Annotated in this window: 17 protein-coding genes; 3 read left to right on the forward strand and 14 right to left on the reverse strand. The window is 39.3% G+C overall.

Annotated features, from left to right (window positions below):
- Positions 1–14: 14 nt before the first annotated feature.
- The 8 genes from ACXYSL_RS00890 to ACXYSL_RS00925 all read right to left on the reverse strand — a co-directional run bounded on the left by ACXYSL_RS00890 (position 15) and on the right by ACXYSL_RS00925 (position 9,707).
- Complete coding sequence (locus ACXYSL_RS00890) at positions 15–2,003, reverse strand: ABC transporter permease (protein WP_458623710.1); 1,989 nt, start codon at positions 2,001–2,003, stop codon at positions 15–17.
- Between the two features lies 1 nt (position 2,004).
- A complete protein-coding gene (locus ACXYSL_RS00895; protein ID WP_213952023.1) occupies positions 2,005–2,763 on the reverse strand; it encodes an ABC transporter ATP-binding protein in 759 nt (252 codons plus the stop codon).
- A gap of 383 nt (positions 2,764–3,146) precedes the next feature.
- Positions 3,147–4,268, reverse strand: a complete 1,122-nt coding sequence (locus ACXYSL_RS00900; RefSeq protein WP_458623711.1) for an AAA family ATPase — start codon at positions 4,266–4,268, stop codon at positions 3,147–3,149.
- Between the two features lie 3 nt (positions 4,269–4,271).
- On the reverse strand, positions 4,272–4,994 hold the full coding sequence (locus ACXYSL_RS00905) for a hypothetical protein (protein ID WP_458623712.1): 723 nt from the start codon (positions 4,992–4,994) through the stop codon (positions 4,272–4,274).
- A gap of 10 nt (positions 4,995–5,004) precedes the next feature.
- Complete coding sequence (locus ACXYSL_RS00910; RefSeq protein ID WP_458623713.1) at positions 5,005–6,696, reverse strand: AI-2E family transporter; 1,692 nt, start codon at positions 6,694–6,696, stop codon at positions 5,005–5,007.
- A 113-nt stretch (positions 6,697–6,809) separates the two neighbouring features.
- A complete protein-coding gene (locus ACXYSL_RS00915; RefSeq protein WP_001092797.1) occupies positions 6,810–7,082 on the reverse strand; it encodes a PspC domain-containing protein in 273 nt (90 codons plus the stop codon).
- Positions 7,083–7,141: 59 nt separating this feature from the next.
- Positions 7,142–7,591, reverse strand: coding sequence for a SprT family protein (locus tag ACXYSL_RS00920; protein ID WP_458623714.1), 450 nt, complete (start codon positions 7,589–7,591; stop codon positions 7,142–7,144).
- Complete coding sequence (locus ACXYSL_RS00925; protein WP_458623715.1) at positions 7,578–9,707, reverse strand: Tex family protein; 2,130 nt, start codon at positions 9,705–9,707, stop codon at positions 7,578–7,580. Before ACXYSL_RS00925 ends, ACXYSL_RS00920 begins: the two co-directional genes overlap by 14 nt.
- A 130-nt stretch (positions 9,708–9,837) precedes the next feature.
- Between ACXYSL_RS00925 and ACXYSL_RS00930 the strand changes: the two genes are divergently transcribed.
- Genes ACXYSL_RS00930 through ACXYSL_RS00940 form a run of 3 tightly spaced genes read left to right on the forward strand, consistent with a single transcriptional unit; the run spans position 9,838 to position 11,687 of the window.
- Positions 9,838–9,969 (forward strand): SPJ_0845 family protein, encoded by a 132-nt coding sequence (locus ACXYSL_RS00930; protein ID WP_000268696.1) that lies wholly within the window; start codon positions 9,838–9,840, stop codon positions 9,967–9,969.
- Positions 9,970–10,875, forward strand: coding sequence for a permease (locus ACXYSL_RS00935; protein ID WP_458623716.1), 906 nt, complete (start codon positions 9,970–9,972; stop codon positions 10,873–10,875).
- Positions 10,872–11,687, forward strand: a complete 816-nt coding sequence (locus ACXYSL_RS00940) for a TIGR03943 family putative permease subunit (protein WP_458623717.1) — start codon at positions 10,872–10,874, stop codon at positions 11,685–11,687. Before ACXYSL_RS00935 ends, ACXYSL_RS00940 begins: the two co-directional genes overlap by 4 nt.
- Positions 11,688–11,779: 92 nt before the next feature.
- On the opposite strand, the gene ACXYSL_RS00945 is transcribed toward ACXYSL_RS00940, so the two are convergent.
- The 6 genes from ACXYSL_RS00945 to rnc all read right to left on the reverse strand — a co-directional run bounded on the left by ACXYSL_RS00945 (position 11,780) and on the right by rnc (position 18,142).
- Positions 11,780–12,193 carry a type II toxin-antitoxin system death-on-curing family toxin gene (locus ACXYSL_RS00945; RefSeq protein WP_458623718.1) on the reverse strand — a complete coding sequence of 138 codons (414 nt, stop codon included), beginning with the start codon at positions 12,191–12,193 and terminating at the stop codon, positions 11,780–11,782.
- Positions 12,190–12,426, reverse strand: coding sequence for an AbrB family transcriptional regulator (locus tag ACXYSL_RS00950; RefSeq protein ID WP_033585340.1), 237 nt, complete (start codon positions 12,424–12,426; stop codon positions 12,190–12,192). Before ACXYSL_RS00950 ends, ACXYSL_RS00945 begins: the two co-directional genes overlap by 4 nt.
- 75 nt (positions 12,427–12,501) lie before the next feature.
- Positions 12,502–12,696, reverse strand: coding sequence for a hypothetical protein (locus ACXYSL_RS00955; RefSeq protein ID WP_033585341.1), 195 nt, complete (start codon positions 12,694–12,696; stop codon positions 12,502–12,504).
- Positions 12,697–12,843: 147 nt separating this feature from the next.
- Positions 12,844–13,770, reverse strand: a complete 927-nt coding sequence (locus ACXYSL_RS00960) for a bifunctional riboflavin kinase/FAD synthetase (RefSeq protein ID WP_033585347.1) — start codon at positions 13,768–13,770, stop codon at positions 12,844–12,846.
- A gap of 143 nt (positions 13,771–13,913) precedes the next feature.
- A complete protein-coding gene (gene smc, locus ACXYSL_RS00965) occupies positions 13,914–17,453 on the reverse strand; it encodes a chromosome segregation protein SMC (RefSeq protein ID WP_458623719.1) in 3,540 nt (1,179 codons plus the stop codon).
- Positions 17,444–18,142: a ribonuclease III gene (gene rnc / locus ACXYSL_RS00970; protein ID WP_458623720.1), complete on the reverse strand. Its 699-nt coding sequence runs from the start codon at positions 18,140–18,142 to the stop codon at positions 17,444–17,446. Before rnc ends, smc begins: the two co-directional genes overlap by 10 nt.
- Between the last annotated feature and the right edge of the window lie 100 nt (positions 18,143–18,242).

The raw sequence follows: 18,242 nt of genomic DNA on the forward strand, positions 1-18,242 counted from the left end.
CGAGGTATCTTTTTTTACATTTGCACAATCTTGCGATAGCTTCTTGAGGTAATCATAAAGATTAAAACATAGACGATGAGGAAGATGGCACAAATGGACAATGTAACAGTCAACATCATGATCGCATCTAGTACCCCAATGACTTTTAGGATGAGGCTAAGCATATGATAGGCAAAGGCAAGGTGTAGGAAAGCAAAGAGCAATGGGAGGAAGAAAACAGTTAGGACCTGTTTATTAATGGTTTGCTTGATTTGCTTTTGATCGAGACCGACTTTTTGCAAAATGATAAAGCGTTCACGGTCTTCATAGCCCTCAGAGATTTGTTTGTAGTAAATAACCAGGACTGTTCCCACCATAAAGATGATGGAGAGGAAGATACCGATAAAGAAGACCCCACCAAAGAGAGCACTCATCTGCGCACTGCTATCAGCTAGATTGCTTCCGTAAACATAGCTTCCTTCTTTGCTTAATTCTCTATTAAAATCACCAAGGAATTTTGAATAGTCGTTGGCAAGTTTGAGTTGCTCTTCCTCACTAGCTGTTACATTCATACCACCGTAGTATTGATTAAAGATGGAAGAATTAGGATGCTGGTCAAGAAAGACTTGTAGGTCAGGAACAACCAGATAGTTATAGTCCGAAGTTAGAATATTGTACTGATTTGGGACATGTTCAAGAATAAAATCTTTTTTGATTTCTTCTTTGATCGTGTAGGTCTGGTTATTTAGAGTCAGTTCTTTCTGTCCTTGAAGTTCTTTGTTTTTAGTAAACAATCCAACTTCCTTTCCTGAAAGTGCAAGTTTCTGACCCGTCATATTCTCGTAGTCTTTTTGATCAAAGACCATAAAAATAGTTTTCGGTTGAACACGATTTTGACCTTTCTCAAAAATGGTTAATTTCGTACCTTCTTGATTTGCTACACCAAAGTTACTGTATGTAAGGACTTCTTTCTTTGTAACAGTCAATCCCTTATCACTAGCATACTGGTCTAGGAGTTTATTTATGTCTTCTTTTTCAACATTCTGCCCTGTAATCCCAAAATCATGTGGATTCATGACTTTCTTGAAAGTTTCAGAGCCTTTAAAGATACTCGTTGCAGCAGACATAGTCACCAAGACCATAGTTGAGAGAATAGCAATCGTCGCTAGACCAACCGCATTTTTCTTCATACGAAAAATGAGATTGGATACGGAAATCATGTTGTTAGGTTGGTAATAGTAACGCTTGTTTTTCTTCAAGATTTGTAGGAAAACTGTGATTCCTGCATTGAAGAGAAGATAAGTTCCCAAAATTACCAACAAGACTGCTACGAAGAAAATCAGAACAGCAGAAAGTGGATTTTCAACTGTAACTGCTAGGTAATAACCAGCTCCCAAACTGATTAGACCTAGAATGGTTTGAAGGCCTAAGAAACGTCCTTTTTTCTCACCACTGGCTTTTTCACGAGAGAGCTGAAGGGCATTCATGCGGGCGATGCGAAAGGCATTGATAAAAATCAAGCCTAGGAAAATAGCGCCAAAAACGATAAGAACTAGGATAAAGACTATTGGTTGGAAGGTTGAAACGAGCTCCACCTTCATTTTCATCAACTTCAGAAGAAGGGCAAAGATTAGCTTATCAAAGAGAGCTCCTAGGCCGAGACCAGCTGTCAGCGTTAAGGAACCAAAAATAATAAGCTCCTTAAAAACCATACTGATCAAATGGCGCTTTTCTAATCCAAGCATACCATATATACCCAGCTCTTTGGAACGGTTCTTCATGACAAAACTATTGGCATAAAAGACGATGATGGCAGAGGCTATAGTGACAATCACCATACCAAGACCGAGTGTCATAGAGATAGTTTCTCCACCCCTAATCTTGCCAATATTAGGGTTAAGGGTCAATGAGTAAAAGAGATAAGTAATGGTCACAGCTAAGAGAACAGCTAAAGCAAAGGGATAGTAGAGTTTGCGGTTTTTAATCAAGTTGGATACCGCTAACTTATTGGTTAATCGGAACATACTAATTCACCTCGCTTGCCATAACAGTCAAAGTATCAGAGATTTCTTGGAACATCTGACGCTCTGTCTTGTCTCCACGGTAGATTTGGTTGTAAAGAATGCCGTCCTTGATAAAGAGAACGCGCTTGGCCCTGCTGGCTGCTGCCGTTGAGTGAGTTACCATGAGAATGGTTTGGCCACGTTCATTGATTTCATCAAAAACATCTAGAAGAGCTGTAGATGACTTGGAATCAAGGGCTCCAGTTGGCTCATCGGCAAGAAGAATTTCAGGTTCAGTGATGATGGCGCGTGCTACTGCTACCCGCTGTTTTTGACCACCAGAGATCTCGTAAGGGTACTTCTCTTGTAATTGGTTGATACCCAAATTTTCAGCGGTCACTACCAATTTCTTCATCATCTCCGTGATAGGTTTTCGAGATAGAACTAATGGAAGTAAGATATTGTCCTTAACAGACAAGGTATCTAGCAAGTTAAAGTCTTGGAAGACAAATCCCAACTTCTCACGACGAAAACTCGAAGCCTGGGAATTCTTAATAGTGGCTGTGTCTGTTCCGTTTAAGTAAACCTGACCACGAGTTGGTTTGTCAAGCATAGCTAAGATATTGAGTAGGGTTGATTTCCCTGAGCCAGACTCTCCCATGATAGCAACGTAGTCACCCTTTTCTACGGTAAAGTGAATATCTTTGAGAGCTTCTACTTGGTTGCCTTGGAAACGTGTTTTGTAGATTTTTTGAACGTGTTTTACATCTAAAAGTGTCATGATCTTCTCCTTCTTAATATCCCATCAATTGAAACTGTGCTTGCATCATAGCGCATCCCAGTTGAACACGCTCGATATCTTTTTGACTTGGTTTTCTTCTTTTCTTTTGTAAGATTCTTTTCATGGTTTTGCTCCTTTGTTCTTTATGAGTCTAGTTTATCTCAAAAAAAGAGGTCTTGCCATAACCTAACCTTACAAAAGGGACTTTAATCTTACATTTTTGTAAGATAGAAGAATATCAAGCAATTTCGCTATCAATATTTTACCATAAAAGAAAGGCAAGAAGAAAACCCTTGAAAATACAAGGGTTAAGATTCACTATTCAGTCTGCGTCAATCAGTAAGAAATGTAGCTACGATTTGATAATATATTCTTTCATTTAATTATATTTCTATATAAGTAGAACAGTTTTCTTCTAAAGAAAAATCGTCTTTTATCAACATAGTTAAATCTTTTGAAGTCAAATTTTCTCTTTGATCAATTCGAACAGCTTGATTCATTATTAAGTCTTCATAAAGATTTCGAACGAAACGACCGTTAGAAAAATTGGTGGGATTACTTTCTAACTTATCATTAAAATAATTTAATAATATTTCTTTTAGCTTGTCGTCTATCTGGTAGTCATCTTTTCTTGCTAGAGTTTCAAGAATATCTAACAATTCTGTAGAAGAATAATTTTCAAAATTAATAAAATAATTAAAGCGAGACTTCAAACCAGGATTCGATTCAAAAAAATGATTCATTGGATCAGTATATCCTGCAACAATAACAATTAGATCATCTCTTGAATCCTCTAAAGCCTTTGTCAATTCTGTTAAACATTCTCGTCCATATGAATCAGTATTGTCATTTTCTGTAATACTATAAGCTTCATCAATGAATAAAACGCCACCTTTTGCTTTTTCAATGACACTTTTTACCTTTAAAGCTGTTTGACCTTGATAACCAGCGATTAAATCCGTTCTGGAGACTTCGGTAAAATGCCCCTTTGAAAGAAGGCCTAATTTATAATACATCCGACCTACAATTCTGGCCACTGTCGTCTTTCCAGTACCAGGATTCCCCATAAACGCCATATGTAAAGTTCTCTTTGGTACTTTTAGCCCAGAATCTTTTCTTTTGGACTGAACTTTTTGATATATAACTAACCTCGAAACTTCCTCTTTAACTTTTTGTAAACCAACTAATTGATTTAATTCCTTCATCAATTCATCCAGAGAAGAGTTGTTACGTTTTCCTAACTCCTTCCCTAATATTTCAAAAATATAAGAGTAACCTAAATAACAAGCTAAATTATCAGATAATTCTTTTAGCGTTTGACTTATCTTGCTTATTTTATTCTCTTTTTGAAATAAATATATAGATTTATATAGATCAGCTACTTTATTTGTGTCAGAATGATCAATTATAATCTCATTCACTTTTGTGTGAAAAGTCGACTCGTTACCCAGTTGTCGATCCAATTTTTTGGTGCTCTCAATTAGCTTGTCACGAGATACAGTCATAATTTACCTCAAAAATATAAATACTAAAGTGATTATCAACATTCCAATAGATACTCCTGATACAATAAAGAGTGTAAGAAGACAATTTGAAATAAATTGAATTTGTTGTTTACTTTCTTCTAACTCTCTTCTAAGCTCCTCGAGTTCAGCAGTATGTGAAATAGGTTCTAAAGGGATTTTAGCTGAAAATTGTTCTAATTTATCAATTCTTTCATCTAACGAAGATAGAATTCTTTTATGTTCCTCAATGGCTTCTTTGTGATTGTTTTCATTGAATTTTTCTTTAAATTGCTTTAGTACTTGGAGTGTAGATGCCTGTTTCTCGATTGTTTTATCAATACGAGCTTGTTCTTTTAATATTTTTTTATTTGTATGATCAATTGCTGCTACAGAAGAAAGAATTGCTTGAATATAATCCTTATCTAACGCCTCCAAAGCTTTATAAACTTGACCAAATTCTTCAATAAGTGTTTGTTGATTATCATAAAATTTTGAAATGTAATTTTGAATTTGTTCAACTAAAGTATTAAACTCTCGCCCGTTTACTCCATGTTCAGCAAATTCAAAACCAAAGAAATCATCGTGGGTTCTAACTTTGTCAAAATACAATTCCTCTTGACTTTGTTCAGCAAACTCTTTCAGATGTTCTTTCGCTTCATCAAAATCATGATGGCTAAGATTTATTTCAAATTTTTCTTGTTCTTGCTCAACTACTTCTTGTTCCATATTTATCTCCCTAATCTAATAATTCTTGTAATAATGCATCAATCTCATCAAAGTCACTTTTATCGTCTGTCCTAGACTCAGAAAAAATATCTGATAATTTTTCTTTCATCAAAGATGCAGCCAGATCATGTCTTTCTTTAATGGTACTAACGATTGAATTTTTTTCAACTTGTAGCTTAATATTTTTGACATCTAACAATTGATCTTGAATGACTAGCATTTCATTATTTTGATCAATTTTCTTAGAACTTAATTCAGTAATCTGTTTATTGACAATTTGCTGATCAATCATTTTTAATACAAAAGCGCCAATAATTCCAGATAAGGTCGCTCCCATAAATGTTCCAATAACACTACCAATTGTACCCAAAAGTGGTATAGAGATAGCCAAAACTGGAAAACTTGCTGTTAGAGATGCTCCTAATGCTTCTCCCACTACAATAGCACCTGTAGCTGTTAAACCTGCAACAACAATTTTACCGATCTCTAGCATCATTATCTGAACACTTTTTTCTTTGTTCTCTGGATTATTTAGATAATCAATCGCTTCTTTTAATGACTTCCAACCTTGGTGTATAAATGTCCATGCTTTTAGAAAAGTGTTAATTACAGGTCCAACTATCGCAGAAGCAATCATCGTAACCACTGATTTCCCAACGTTTAATAAGTGATTTGATAAGTTGTTTACAAATGAAATGATGGCCTCTTTTACCTTTTCAATAAAAGTTGATAAGTTTCTTTCTGTATCTTTAAGCCAAGAGATAAATTTTGAAATTAACTCTCGCAAAAATTCTGATAGTAACTGTAAAAGCGCTGCTTTCAAAGCTTTTCCGGAAACTTTTAACGCCTCATTGCGGCGTGATTTTTTACCAGATTTTATAGCTCGCTTCTCAGCTTCGTCTCTTACTCGGTCGTATTCAGCGCGTGCCTCTTTATCTTTCTCTCTTAACTGTTTCTCTTCTTTTGAACTAATATTATGGACTTCTCTAGCATATTGCCCTTTAGAATTTGGATTATCTAATAATTCAGTTGTAGATTGATCACCCTTCGCTTGATTAATTTCACTCCTTATTTCGTTAAGATTAGCTTTGCTATTTGCGAAAGCATATTGTTGATCTTCATCCATAAAGGCATTGGCTTTTGGATCACGTATAATCTCTCCAGCAGAGACTGTGTGATCCATTTGAGTTCCTTTTTCTTTTGAACCTCTTGGTCTATTTTCATCTAAAAATTTTCTCGCATCTTTTTTTATGGTATTCACCATTTTACCTGAACGAGTTGAGTGTGTTTTAATATTTCCTAATTCATCTCTTTCAAACTTTTTTTGCCATTTTGTATATCTGTCCTCATATATACTTCTATCCGAGTTATGAGTAATAAATTTTCCTTTTTCAAAATTTTCAGCAGTTTGTATATGTGCTTCTTTTCGCAAATCTAGAGTTTGACCATTGTTATCTTTAATAAACTCATTACCAATTTGAGCAGCAAGTTGAAGTTGTACTTGTTCCCAAACTATATTTTCAATAGATTCTTGAAGGTATTCATTATTTTGTAATTTTTCTCTATCTATATCAAGTTGCTCTATGTGTTCAACAACATCCTTAAGGTTATTTTCTAAAGAATTTTCTATTTCAAGTAACTTTTCATAGTCAAAGTCAATTTCAGAACTTTGTAATTCAAACGTTTTATTTTCGTTAGCCATATTAATCTCTCTAAATTATTGTATTCACTGATTTATTATACCATTTCAGGATTTGATTTGACAAGTTTAAAAAAACTTCGTCCTCTTGGACGAAGTTCATGCTTCTACTATTATCACCAAAACCATCCATCATTATCTTCAATGGCTTGGGCTTCCTTACGCTTGCGTGGTCCTGTTCCGTACATTTCGGCTTCGATTTCTTCTTTAGTTGGCAGGATAGAGGCAAGGATGATGTAGATTATCACACCAATTCCAAAATTTGCTACGGTAAAAATTGCGAAGAGAAAGCGGACTAGGGTTACATCAAAATTCCACTTGTCTGATAGACCAGCTAAAACTCCTGACACCATACGATTTCGTCTCATTTTATAAAATTTTGTATTCATGATTGTTTCCTCTTTCGGTATTCTTACAAATAGTATAGCATGAAACGCAACCAAGAACATCAGTCCGTAGGCCGATTTATGATGACGAGTTTACCTCGACAAACTCCACAGCGATAGCGTTTGGTATCAATCCTTCTCTTACGCTGATAACTTTGCTGGCAGGATTGGTACTGATAGACTAGGTAGGCACTTTGAGTTTGTGTTTTCAAGGTTGGTACATAGCGCAGTCCATCCACTTCTTTCAAAAGTTCCTTAAAATCTCGATCCCTATGGCGATAACCTTTTTTCTGAAAATAAAGGTGGTAGTGACAGAGTTCATGGCGCACGATTTTGCGAAAGACTTCCAAACCTAGTTCCTGATAAACCTTGGGATTAAAATCCAAATGCCCATCCTTTGGGAAAAATCGTCCACCTGTCGTTCGCAGACGAGAATTCCACTGGGCTTGGTGGGTAAAAGGTCTACCAAAGTCTTCGAGGGAAACAGACTGAACGTACTCAGTTAGATTCATCTGGAGCTAGGAGCGACAGATTAACTTTTTCACGTTCAGTATCGATTTTTTTAACCCAAACCGTTACCAAATCTCCGACGGACACCACTTGGCTGGGATGTTTGATAAATTTGCGACTCATATGGGAAATATGAATCAAGCCGTCCTCGTGAATCCCGATATCAACGAAGGCACCGAAGTCAACGACATTACGCACCACACCCTCCAGCTTCTGTCCGACAACAAGATCCTTGATATCCAGAACATCTTGACGAAGCACAGGTGTATCAAAAGAATCACGGAAATCTCGACCCGGTTTGAGAAGATCAGCAATGATATCTTTAAGGGTTTCTGGACCGAGGTCTAGTTCTTTCGCCATTTCTTTGACTGAAAGGGACTTGAGTTTGCTTTGAGCTTCTTCATTCAAGTCCTTGATATCCAAGCGTTTGAAGAGTTCCTTGACCGCAGCATAGTTCTCTGGGTGAACTCCAGTATTATCTAGGATATTGCTACTTTCAGGAATACGGAGGAAACCTGCAGCCTGCTCAAAGACTTTAGCTCCCAAACGAGGAACCTTCTTAATTTGAGCGCGTGAAGTGATTTTTCCTTCTTCTTCACGGTATTTGACAATATTTTCAGAGATGGTTTTATTGAGTCCAGCTACGTGTGAAAGAAGAGCTGGGCTTGCCGTATTGACATTGACACCGACTTGGTTTACCACGGTATCCACGACAAAGTCTAGACTTTCAGACAGTTTCTTCTGACTAACATCGTGTTGGTATTGACCAACACCGATTGACTTGGGATCGATTTTTACCAATTCAGCAAGGGGATCTTGCAAACGACGGGCGATAGAGATAGCCGATCGTTTTTCAACGGTTAATTCTGGAAATTCCTGACGAGCAAGGTCGCTAGCAGAGTAGACAGAAGCGCCACTTTCATTGACGATAACATAGCTGACTTCAGGGAAATCTTTCAGAACTTCCGCCACAAAGGCTTCACTTTCACGACTAGCAGTACCATTTCCGATGGCTACAATCTCTACACCGTATTGACCAATCAAATCTGCCAAATCTTTCTTGGCTTCTTCGATTTGACGAGCAGAGGCTGGTTTGACAGGATAAATGACCTGAGTTGTCAGCATTTTTCCTGTTGAATCCACGACAGCTAGCTTGGCACCTGTACGAAAGGCTGGGTCAAACCCAAGAACCACGCGCCCTTTCAGCGGAGCAACCAAGAGCAGATTGCGCAGATTGTCAGAAAAGAGTTGAATAGCTCCCTCTTCTGCCTTCTCAGTTAATTCTGTCCGAATGCGTCTCTCGATAGATGGCAAGACCTTTTTCTTAACAGATTGCTGAACTACTTCATCTATGTAGGCATTTTTCACCTTGAAACGAGCTGCAAAGAAGGTAAGAATACGGTCCGTCGCATGTTCAAAACCGACCTTCAAGACACCTATCTTCTCTCCACGATTGAGGGCCAAGGTACGATAACCCTGCATATTTCCAACTGTCTCAGAAAAATCATAGTAAATCTGAAAAACCTGCTTTTCATCGAGACTTTCATCCTTAATTTGAGAAGTAAGTTTAGAGTGTCTCAGCACCTCCTGATAAGTCATGGCGCGCAGTGTAACATCTTCCGATAAGGCTTCGACCAAGATATCAACCGCACCAGCCAAGGCTTCTTGACCAGTCGCAAATCCTTCACAGATAAACTTCTCAGCTTCTTTCTCTAAATCAGCTACATTCTGCAAGATCAAGCGAGCAAGAGGAAAGAGTCCAGCTTCTCGGGCAATGGTTGCCTTGGTCCGACGCTTTTCCTTATAAGGAAGATAGAGTTCTTCAACGTCTGCTAATTTTTCAGCTGCCAAAATAGCTTCTTCCAATTCCTTGGTCAGTTTGCCTTGTTCTCGAATCTTAGCTAAGACAGCTTCTTTACGGTCGTTGAGATTTGTCAGACTTTTATCCAGGTCAATAATAGCCTTAATTGCCACCTCATCCAGACTACCAGTCATGTCCTTACGGTAACGCGCGATGAAGGGAATTGTCGCCCCCTCAGCCGTCAAACTTAGAACGGTATCGATTTGCTTTAAGGTTACACCCAAATCTTGGGAAATTTTTTCATATTTTTTATCCATGAATCTATTATACCATAAGGAACAGCCCTTGTTTCGTCCTACCCTTTTTTACCTCTTTGATTATCAAAATAATCCCTTTTCCACAAAATAATAGTATAATAGAGGTAGAATTTAGAAAAGAGGTAGGCCCATGGCTGTTAAATTTACAAAAACCGATGACTTGGACAAGATGTTTGAGGAATTTGCCAAACTTCCTGACTTAACACAGGTCACTTTCCCAGATGACAAAGACAAAAAAGAAAAAGTTGAGAAGAAAAAATAGATGACTGTTTTCCAATCTCTTCCTCCTAGCATCTTACAAGCCGGGGCTATTTTTCTCTCCATCATGATTGAAGCCCTTCCCTTTGTCCTGATTGGGAGTCTTATTTCGGGATTGATTGAGGTCTATATCACGCCTGATAAAGTTTATGAGTTTCTTCCTCGAAATCGTTGGGGGAGGATCTTTTTTGGTACCTTCATTGGCTTTCTCTTTCCTTCTTGCGAATGTGGAATCGTTCCGATTATCAATCGTTTTCTGGAAAAGAAAGTGCCCAGCTACACAACGGTTCCTTTTCTGGTGACTGCTCCCATCATCAATCCTATCGTTCTTTTCGCTACATATTCTGCCTTTGGCAATTCAATAAAACTTGCCTTCTTGCGAGCTCTGGGAGCTATTGTGATTGCTTTGGTTCTGGGGATTTTCCTAGGATTTTTCTGGAAGGAACCCATTCAAAAAGAGAATCCTATCGCTTGTCATGAACATGACTTTTCACACTTGACTCCTGCTAGAAAGGTCTTTCAGGTCTTTATACAAGCTATTGATGAGTTTTTCGATATGGGCCGTTACTTGGTCTTTGGCTGTCTCTTTGCGGCTATCGTGCAGGTCTATGTCCCGACTCGGATCTTGACCTCTATCAGTGCTAGTCCAGTCCTTGCTATTCTCTTGCTCATGTTTCTAGCCTTTCTCCTCTCTCTTTGTAGCGAGGCAGACGCCTTTATCGGTGCTTCTCTCCTCTCGAGCTTCGGCCTAGCGCCAGTCCTTGCTTTTCTGGTCATTGGCCCCATGCTTGATATCAAAAATCTCCTCATGATGAAACACTATCTCAAAGCGCGCTTCATCTGGCAATTCATGGGCATCGTGACAGTTCTTGTCTTGCTTTATTCTTACATGATAGGAGTGATGCTATGATTCGATTTATCATTTTACTGGGCTATTTTGTCTTAACTCTTTATCTGCAGCTATCTGGCAAGCTTAGCCACTACATCAATCTCCACTATTCCTATCTAGTCTATATCTCAATGGTCCTTTCTCTTCTGTTGGCTCTGGTCCAATTCTACATCTGGATTAAAAAAATCAACTCTCACAGCCATATGGAAAGTCGTCACGCTAGACAAATCAGCATCCTTTTACTGTCTCTACCTCTCTTAATTGGAATTGCCTTTCCGACAGTAAGTTTAGATTCGAGAACCGTATCTGCCAAAGGCTATCATTTCCCACTCTCTGAGGGAATCGACACAGCTATTCAGGCAAGCGAAGGTACATCTAGTCAATACCTCAAACCCGATACCAGTACCTATTTTTCCAAGTCTGCTTATGAAAAGGAAATGAGGACAACAGCTGATAAATACCTATCCCTGCCAACCATTCAGGTTACAGATGAAAACTATATGGAGGTCATGGAAGTTCTCTATGACTATCCTCAAGAGTTTGAAGGAAAGAAAATCGAGTTTACAGGCTTCGTCTATAACGATCCTAGCCATCCAGATAGCCAGTTCCTCTTTCGCTTTGGCATCATCCACTGTATCGCAGACTCTGGAGTATATGGACTCCTGACCAAGGGAAACTCACGCCAGTATCCTGACAATACCTGGATTACCGCTAGAGGAACCCTGACCCTCCACTACCATAAAGAACTCAAACAAAAACTCCCAACACTAGAGGTTGAGAGTTTCACAAAAGTAGATAAACCAGAAAATCCTTATGTATATCGCGTGTTTTAATAAAAAGAGGCAATATCAGAGTTTCTGCATTACAGAATTCTAATATTGTCTTTTCATTTTTTCTTATGCTCATTTCAATCCAGCGTACTATCTTATTTTTTGATCATTTCTCTGATAGAATGTTCAGAAACCCATTTAGAGTAGCTTATCATTCTTTCATCAGTTAAAGCTTCTACCGCTATAGTCACGCACATATCAACCGCTTCTTCCACGGAAACAGTAAAGTGATAACCATTTAATTGTAAAAACTTCACCAAAACAAAGAAAGCTGTTCGTTTATTGGCGTTTGCAAAGACATGCTTCTTTATCAATTGGACAAATAATATTGTTGCTTTATCAAAAATTGTTGGATAAAGAGGCTTGCCAAAAACAAATTGTTCTGGTAAATTCACAATCATATTTAACGATGAAGAGCTAACTGTTTGAATTTGCTCATTTGGAGAATACCGTTGAATTACTAAAGCATTGATTTTTTCAATTTGCTTTTCTGTTAGATAGACTGTCATTTTTCCACCAAAGCTTTGAAAACATCGTCGTATTCTTCAAAAATTGTATCCAATTTTAAGTTAAAGGCATCATCAGAAACATAAGAGACCTGATGATCCAATTCTTCAGGAGTAAAGATAATTTCGCCACTTGGTAACAATTTTGCTTCATATTTAACACCACTTGGAATATTGAATTCGCTTGGAATTGTAATGGTGATTGAATTTCCTTGTTTTCTTGTTTTTACGACCATCTTATTTCCTCCTTTGAAGTATTATAACAAATAATTACGGTAATTACAATGATAGTGTAAAACTACTATTTCATATCAGAGCTTAACCGGAATACTCAGCATAAGTGATTTTTTCAAGGTTTCCAATTCTTCCAGAGATTTTTGAATTGCCAATTGTGATTTTGCTCTTTCTATCATATATTCAATATTTGTTAGAGGATTTGCATTTCCTTCAGTCCACAGCATTTCCCACAGCTGATCAATTTTATTTTTTAATTCGCCTGTAATCATACTAGTCTCTTTTCTTTGGTTTTAAAGTTATGAATATCACTATTTTAACAGATTTTCAATCAACCTTCAATTATGTTTCTCGCTATAAAAATTTCTTTCAAAAATAAAAAAGCAAACACAAAATATGGTTCACTTTTTTAAACTTTTCTACTCTCCATCCTTCCAGTTCCGAGCAATCTCTTCGTCTTTCTGGAGTTGGTCTACCAATTCCTCTACGGAGTCAAATTTGACCATATCGCGAACACGGTCCAGCCAGTAGACCATGACTGTCTCACCGTAAATATCGTCTGAAAAGTCGAAAATATTGACTTCAAAACGTGGTTCTTCTCCATCGAAAGTAACATTTTTCCCAACACTTGCCATGCCACGATATCTCTGACGTTGCACTTCGATATCGACTACGTAAACACCGTCCGCTGGCATGTAAGTTCGGTCTCTTAGGACCAGATTGGCTGTTGGATAACCAATAGTCCGCCCACGAGCATTTCCATGAACGACCATTCCACGAGATGGGAGCGGAGTGCCGAGCAGATGCTTGACTTCCTTTACATCTCCATCAAGAATTGCCTGACGAATCCGTGTAGAACTAATCTTGCCCTTTTCATCCTCAACTGGAGGAACAATGATGATCTCTCCATCAAAATAGTCCATCAGGTCATCCGCAGTTTTCTTATCTGAGCCAAAGGTATAGTCAAATCCTGCTACAATAATCGCTGGTTTTAAAGCTCGAACATAGGTATCAAAGAATTCTTGACCCGTTAGACTAGCAAATTTGCTACTAAAGTCAAGTAGGAAAAGAGCCTCTACTCCGTGCCACTTCATCTTGTGCTCTCGTTCCTCATGATTGACGATGTGAAGCATGAGTTCAGGTTGGTAAGGTTGTAAGGCAAGTTTTGGCGATTCTGTAAAGGTCATCACGACAACTGGCAGATAATCCTTCATCGAAGCCTTACTGGCTACTTCAAAGAGTTTCTGATGCCCCTTGTGGATGCCATCAAAATAACCTAGTACAAGGACTGTATTACCTGGTACTGCAATATCTTTTTCGTTCTTAATAGGTACTGTTGTAATCATGAAACTATTATATCATAGAGAAAGTCTTTTCGCTAAGAAGAAATCCCAAATGTCGTTTTTTGCGCCTGAACTGACCGTAAGAGAAAATTTAGGGCTTTAGTTTTAAAAAATAGCACCTCCTAAGAGATGCTATCGTTTGTTAACTAGTCTACTGTTTCTTCCAAATCTTTTAACTTAACCGAAACAATCTTAGAAACACCTGATTCTTGCATGGTAACTCCATAGATAGAATCCGCTGCCGCCATCGTCCCCTTACGGTGGGTTACGACGATGAACTGACTATCCTTGTCAAAGCGATTGAGGTAATCCCCAAAACGTTTAACATTAGCTTCATCCAGCGCCGCCTCTACCTCGTCCAAGATAACGAAAGGAATGGTCTTGACTCGAATGATAGAGAACAACAAGGCAAGAGCAGAAAGGGCTTTCTCACCACCACTCATGAGGTTGAGAGATTGGATTTTCTTACCTGGTGGTTGGACAGAAATCTCCACACCAGCTGTTAAAAGATCGCCCTCAGTCAATATCAAATCTGCCTGACCACCGCCAAACATCTGTCTAAAGGTCACTTTAAAGGACTCACGAATAGCTTCAAAAGTGGATTTGAAGCGTTCCTTAACCTCATCATTCATCTCTGTGATGGTCTCAAGGAGCAGGTTTTTCGCAGACAAAATATCATCTCGTTGGTTATTTAGGAAATCCAAACGGTTGTGGACTTCTTCGTACTGTTCAATAGCATCCAAATTGACTGGACCGAGTGAGCGAATAGCCTTCTCAAGATCTTTAACCTCTTGCTCTGCTAGATTGAGATCTTCCAACTCATGCGCTTTTTCTAGAGCCTCGGTATAGCTGATCTGGTACTGGTCAGTTAATTGAGCTTGTAGATAGCGCAAGCGTTCGCTGATCTTTTCTTTCTTGGCTTCAGCACGCGTTTGTTTGCGAATCCACTCTTCATTTTGCTGACGAGCTTGATCCAAATGGCTGGCAATATCATCCAGCTGACCTTCGATATCATCCAACTCAAATTGCTTGCGAATCAAATCTTGTTGGAGGTTTGTTTTCTGAGTTTTGGCCTCTTCCGCCTGCTGACTTAGCAAATCCGTATCAACCTTCTCAAGATTATCAACCTTTTCTTGGAGGAGGCGCTGGATTTCCTCTTGTTCGATATCTAGATTATCCAGTTCCTTACCTAGGCGTTCAATATCAGTCACTTCGTAACGTTTTTGTCCTTGCAGTTCTGACTTAAGCAAGCGCGCTTGAGAGATCTGTTCCTGCAAGTTTTGATAACGTTCTTGAATTGCGTTTTTGTTAGACTTAATTTCTTCAATCTCAGTTTCCAGATTTTGCTTTTCTCTGGCAATAGTAGCAAGGCGCTCTTGGCATTTTTCCTTATCCGCTTGCCAATCTCCTTCAGTAAGGCGATTTAATTCTTCTTTTTGAAGTTTCCAAAGAGTTTCTAACTCTTCCACTTGCTGATTGGTTTGCTGATAAGCAAGGTACAAACCTTGCTCCTGAATACGAGCTTGCTCACCCTGAGATTTGATAGCTTCTAATTTTTCTGCCAATACCGCCATCTCGTCTTGCAAGGTCTTCAAAGTCGCCTCTTCTGAACGCAGACTGGATTCTTCTTCAGCAATTTCTTTTTGCAATTGCTCCAGCTCTGGCTTGATGAAAATACTGTTATTTTGACGATTGGCACCCCCCGCGTAGGAACCACCTGTACGCAACTCTGTCCCATCCAGTGTCACCATACGAACCTGATAACGAACTTGGCGGGCTGCGGCACGCGCATGTTCTACAGTATCAAAGATAGCCGTCGTAGCAAGCAAGTTTTTGAAAATGGCTTCTAGTCTCTTATCAAACGACACCAACTCATCTGCCATGCCCAGAAATCCTGGGCTTGCAGCGATAGCATCTTGATTCTGACTAGAAATCGTACGCGCTTTGATCGTTGTCAAAGGAAGGAAGGTCGCACGACCAGCTCTGTTACGTTTGAGGAAATCAATTGCCTTAGTTGCCGCGTTCTCATCTTCTACGATGATATGCTGACTGCTAGCTCCAAGTGCAATCTCCAAAGCAGTTTGATAATGTACATCAAAGGTCAAATGTTCACTGACTGCACCAACGATCCCACCAAGACGATCTTTTTCTTGAAGAACACTCTTAACACCCGCGTAAAAGTTACTATGATTTCTTAGGATGTTTTCCAAACTCTGGGCTCGAGCCTGCTTATTTTTGAGACTGTCCAGACGGTCAAAGAGTTGGCTCTGCTGGGCTTGGAAAGAAACTTTCTGCTCCTCTTGCTCCTTGGCACTAGCTTGGTAGTCAGCCAATAATTTCTGAACCTGCTCCTTGGCAGTTTCAAGCTCAGCCTGCTGTTGACTGGCCTTTTCTTTAGCTGTAGCCAGTTGTTCTTTCAGTTTCTCAAGTTGATCAGCTTGTTTTTGAGACAGCTGACGGCTGTTTTCCAACTCATTCTCGATGCGGGTCAGTTGGTTTGAGACATCCGCTTCTTCTTGTAAAAGCGCAACAAAACGTTCACGCAGGAGCTCGATCATTTGGTCAGGATCATCTGAAAATGCCAACAACTCCGCTTCTAAACGATTGAGTTCCTTGTTGTTTTCAGCTAGACTTTCCTCTAACTGTTCCAAGTTCGCTTCTTTTTCAGATTTTTCTTTACTCAGAGCCTTTCTCTTATCTTCCAAAGTCGCCAAACGGGTTTGTGCTTCTTGTTGATTGAGGGCTACCTGCTCAGATTCCAGTTTAGACAAGGCTAGTTTTCGCTCTAAGTCACTGATCAAACTAGTCAAATCCATTAAGCTCCCTTGGTCTTTAGCCATTTGAGCTTGGAGATCCTGGCGTTTCTTTTTAAGGCTTTGATTTTCCTCTTCTAACTCTTCACGCTTTTGGTAATAACTGGTCAAGAGTTCCTGAACCTGCGTTAGCTCTTCTTCTGTTAGCTCTAGTTCAGTCTTGTTTTCCTTGATTTGGGCAACCAGTACATCCAAGTAAATCGCCTTGCGTTGACTATCCAAGTCGAGAAACTTGCGCGCATTCTCAGCTTGTTTTGCAAGGGGCTTGATTTGATTGTCCAACTCGTAGATAATGTCCTCTAAGCGGTCGAGATTGTCTTGAGTTTGTTGCAGTTTGCTTTCTGTTTCTTTTCGACGAGTCTTGTATTTTAAAACCCCAGCAGCTTCTTCAAAAATAGCTCGGCGTTCCTCTGGCTTAGAATTAAAAATCTCCTCAACCTTCCCTTGGGAAATGATGGAGAAGGAATCCCGTCCCAAACCGGTATCCAAGAAAAGGTCATGAATATCACGCAAGCGCACTTTCTTGCCATCAATTCGATACTCGCTATCTCCACTACGGTAGATATGGCGTTCTACCTTAATGACTTGCCCTGCATCCTTGATAAAGCCATCTTCATTGTCCAAGGTCACGATAACAGAGGCATAATTGAGCGGCTTACGACTTTCTGTTCCAGCAAAGATAACGTCAGGCATCTTACCACCACGAAGGCTCTTGATACTGGATTCCCCCAAGGCCCATCGTAGACTTTCTGTGATATTTGACTTCCCAGAACCATTGGGCCCAACGACAGCTGTCACACCTTGGTCAAAGACAACCCTGGTCTTGTCAGCAAAGGACTTGAATCCCTGGATCTCAATTTCCTTTAAATACATGAATCAAGCCCTTTCTCAACGGCATTTTTTGCTGCCTCTTGCTCTGCCAATTTTTTAGAACGGCCTTGGCCTTTTCCTATACTCTTGCCCTCAACCAGAACTTCTACATCAAAAACCTTATCATGGGCAGGTCCCGTTTCAGAGGTCACCTGGTAGCGAATATCCACATCTCCATTAACCTGGAGAAACTCTTGAAGGTGTGTCTTGTAATCCTTAATCATTTCAAAGTCACCTGCTTCAACCTTGGGAATCATGACCTGATAGATGAACTCTTTTACCCTAGCAACATCCTTGTCTAAAAGCAATGCTCCCAAAAAGGCTTCAAAGGCATCTCCAAGAATGGTGTCACGATTGCGCCCACCAGACTTTTCTTCCCCTTTCCCCAGCTTGATAAACTGATCAAACTGGCAATCACGCGCAAAACCAGCCAAACTCTCCTCACGGACAATCATGGCACGGAGTTTAGACAAATCTCCCTCTGGTTTCTTAGGATATTTTTTATACAGATATTCTGAAATCAATAATTGCAGAACAGCGTCTCCTAAAAATTCCAAGCGCTCATTGTGTGAAATTTTTAAGAGGCGGTGCTCATTGGCATAACTCGTATGAGTAAAGGCAGTTTCCAGTAAGTTTTTGTCTGCAAATTCGATTGCAAAACGCTTCTTTAGTACAGTTTGTAATTCTTTCATACCAACCTCTTTCTAACTGATAACAGTCTTTTTTATTATATCAAAAAAAGCCCCCTGAGTCACTTTAAAACGGGACTAGAGGGGATTTGAGCATTTTTTA

This window comes from Streptococcus sp. V913 (genome assembly GCF_054353455.1).

Coding starts and splice junctions, on each gene's coding strand:
- ACXYSL_RS00915 (WP_001092797.1), bottom strand. CDS start 7,082: ATGAATACAAAATTTTATAAAATGAGACGAAATCGTATGGTGTCAGGA.
- ACXYSL_RS00925 (WP_458623715.1), bottom strand. CDS start 9,707: ATGGATAAAAAATATGAAAAAATTTCCCAAGATTTGGGTGTAACCTTA.
- ACXYSL_RS00935 (WP_458623716.1), top strand. CDS start 9,970: ATGACTGTTTTCCAATCTCTTCCTCCTAGCATCTTACAAGCCGGGGCT.
- ACXYSL_RS00945 (WP_458623718.1), bottom strand. CDS start 12,193: ATGACAGTCTATCTAACAGAAAAGCAAATTGAAAAAATCAATGCTTTA.
- ACXYSL_RS00905 (WP_458623712.1), bottom strand. CDS start 4,994: ATGGAACAAGAAGTAGTTGAGCAAGAACAAGAAAAATTTGAAATAAAT.
- ACXYSL_RS00895 (WP_213952023.1), bottom strand. CDS start 2,763: ATGACACTTTTAGATGTAAAACACGTTCAAAAAATCTACAAAACACGT.
- ACXYSL_RS00930 (WP_000268696.1), top strand. CDS start 9,838: ATGGCTGTTAAATTTACAAAAACCGATGACTTGGACAAGATGTTTGAG.
- ACXYSL_RS00955 (WP_033585341.1), bottom strand. CDS start 12,696: ATGATTACAGGCGAATTAAAAAATAAAATTGATCAGCTGTGGGAAATG.
- ACXYSL_RS00940 (WP_458623717.1), top strand. CDS start 10,872: ATGATTCGATTTATCATTTTACTGGGCTATTTTGTCTTAACTCTTTAT.
- ACXYSL_RS00900 (WP_458623711.1), bottom strand. CDS start 4,268: ATGACTGTATCTCGTGACAAGCTAATTGAGAGCACCAAAAAATTGGAT.
- rnc (WP_458623720.1), bottom strand. CDS start 18,142: ATGAAAGAATTACAAACTGTACTAAAGAAGCGTTTTGCAATCGAATTT.
- ACXYSL_RS00920 (WP_458623714.1), bottom strand. CDS start 7,591: ATGAATCTAACTGAGTACGTTCAGTCTGTTTCCCTCGAAGACTTTGGT.
- ACXYSL_RS00950 (WP_033585340.1), bottom strand. CDS start 12,426: ATGGTCGTAAAAACAAGAAAACAAGGAAATTCAATCACCATTACAATT.
- ACXYSL_RS00890 (WP_458623710.1), bottom strand. CDS start 2,003: ATGTTCCGATTAACCAATAAGTTAGCGGTATCCAACTTGATTAAAAAC.
- smc (WP_458623719.1), bottom strand. CDS start 17,453: ATGTATTTAAAGGAAATTGAGATCCAGGGATTCAAGTCCTTTGCTGAC.
- ACXYSL_RS00960 (WP_033585347.1), bottom strand. CDS start 13,770: ATGATTACAACAGTACCTATTAAGAACGAAAAAGATATTGCAGTACCA.
- ACXYSL_RS00910 (WP_458623713.1), bottom strand. CDS start 6,696: ATGGCTAACGAAAATAAAACGTTTGAATTACAAAGTTCTGAAATTGAC.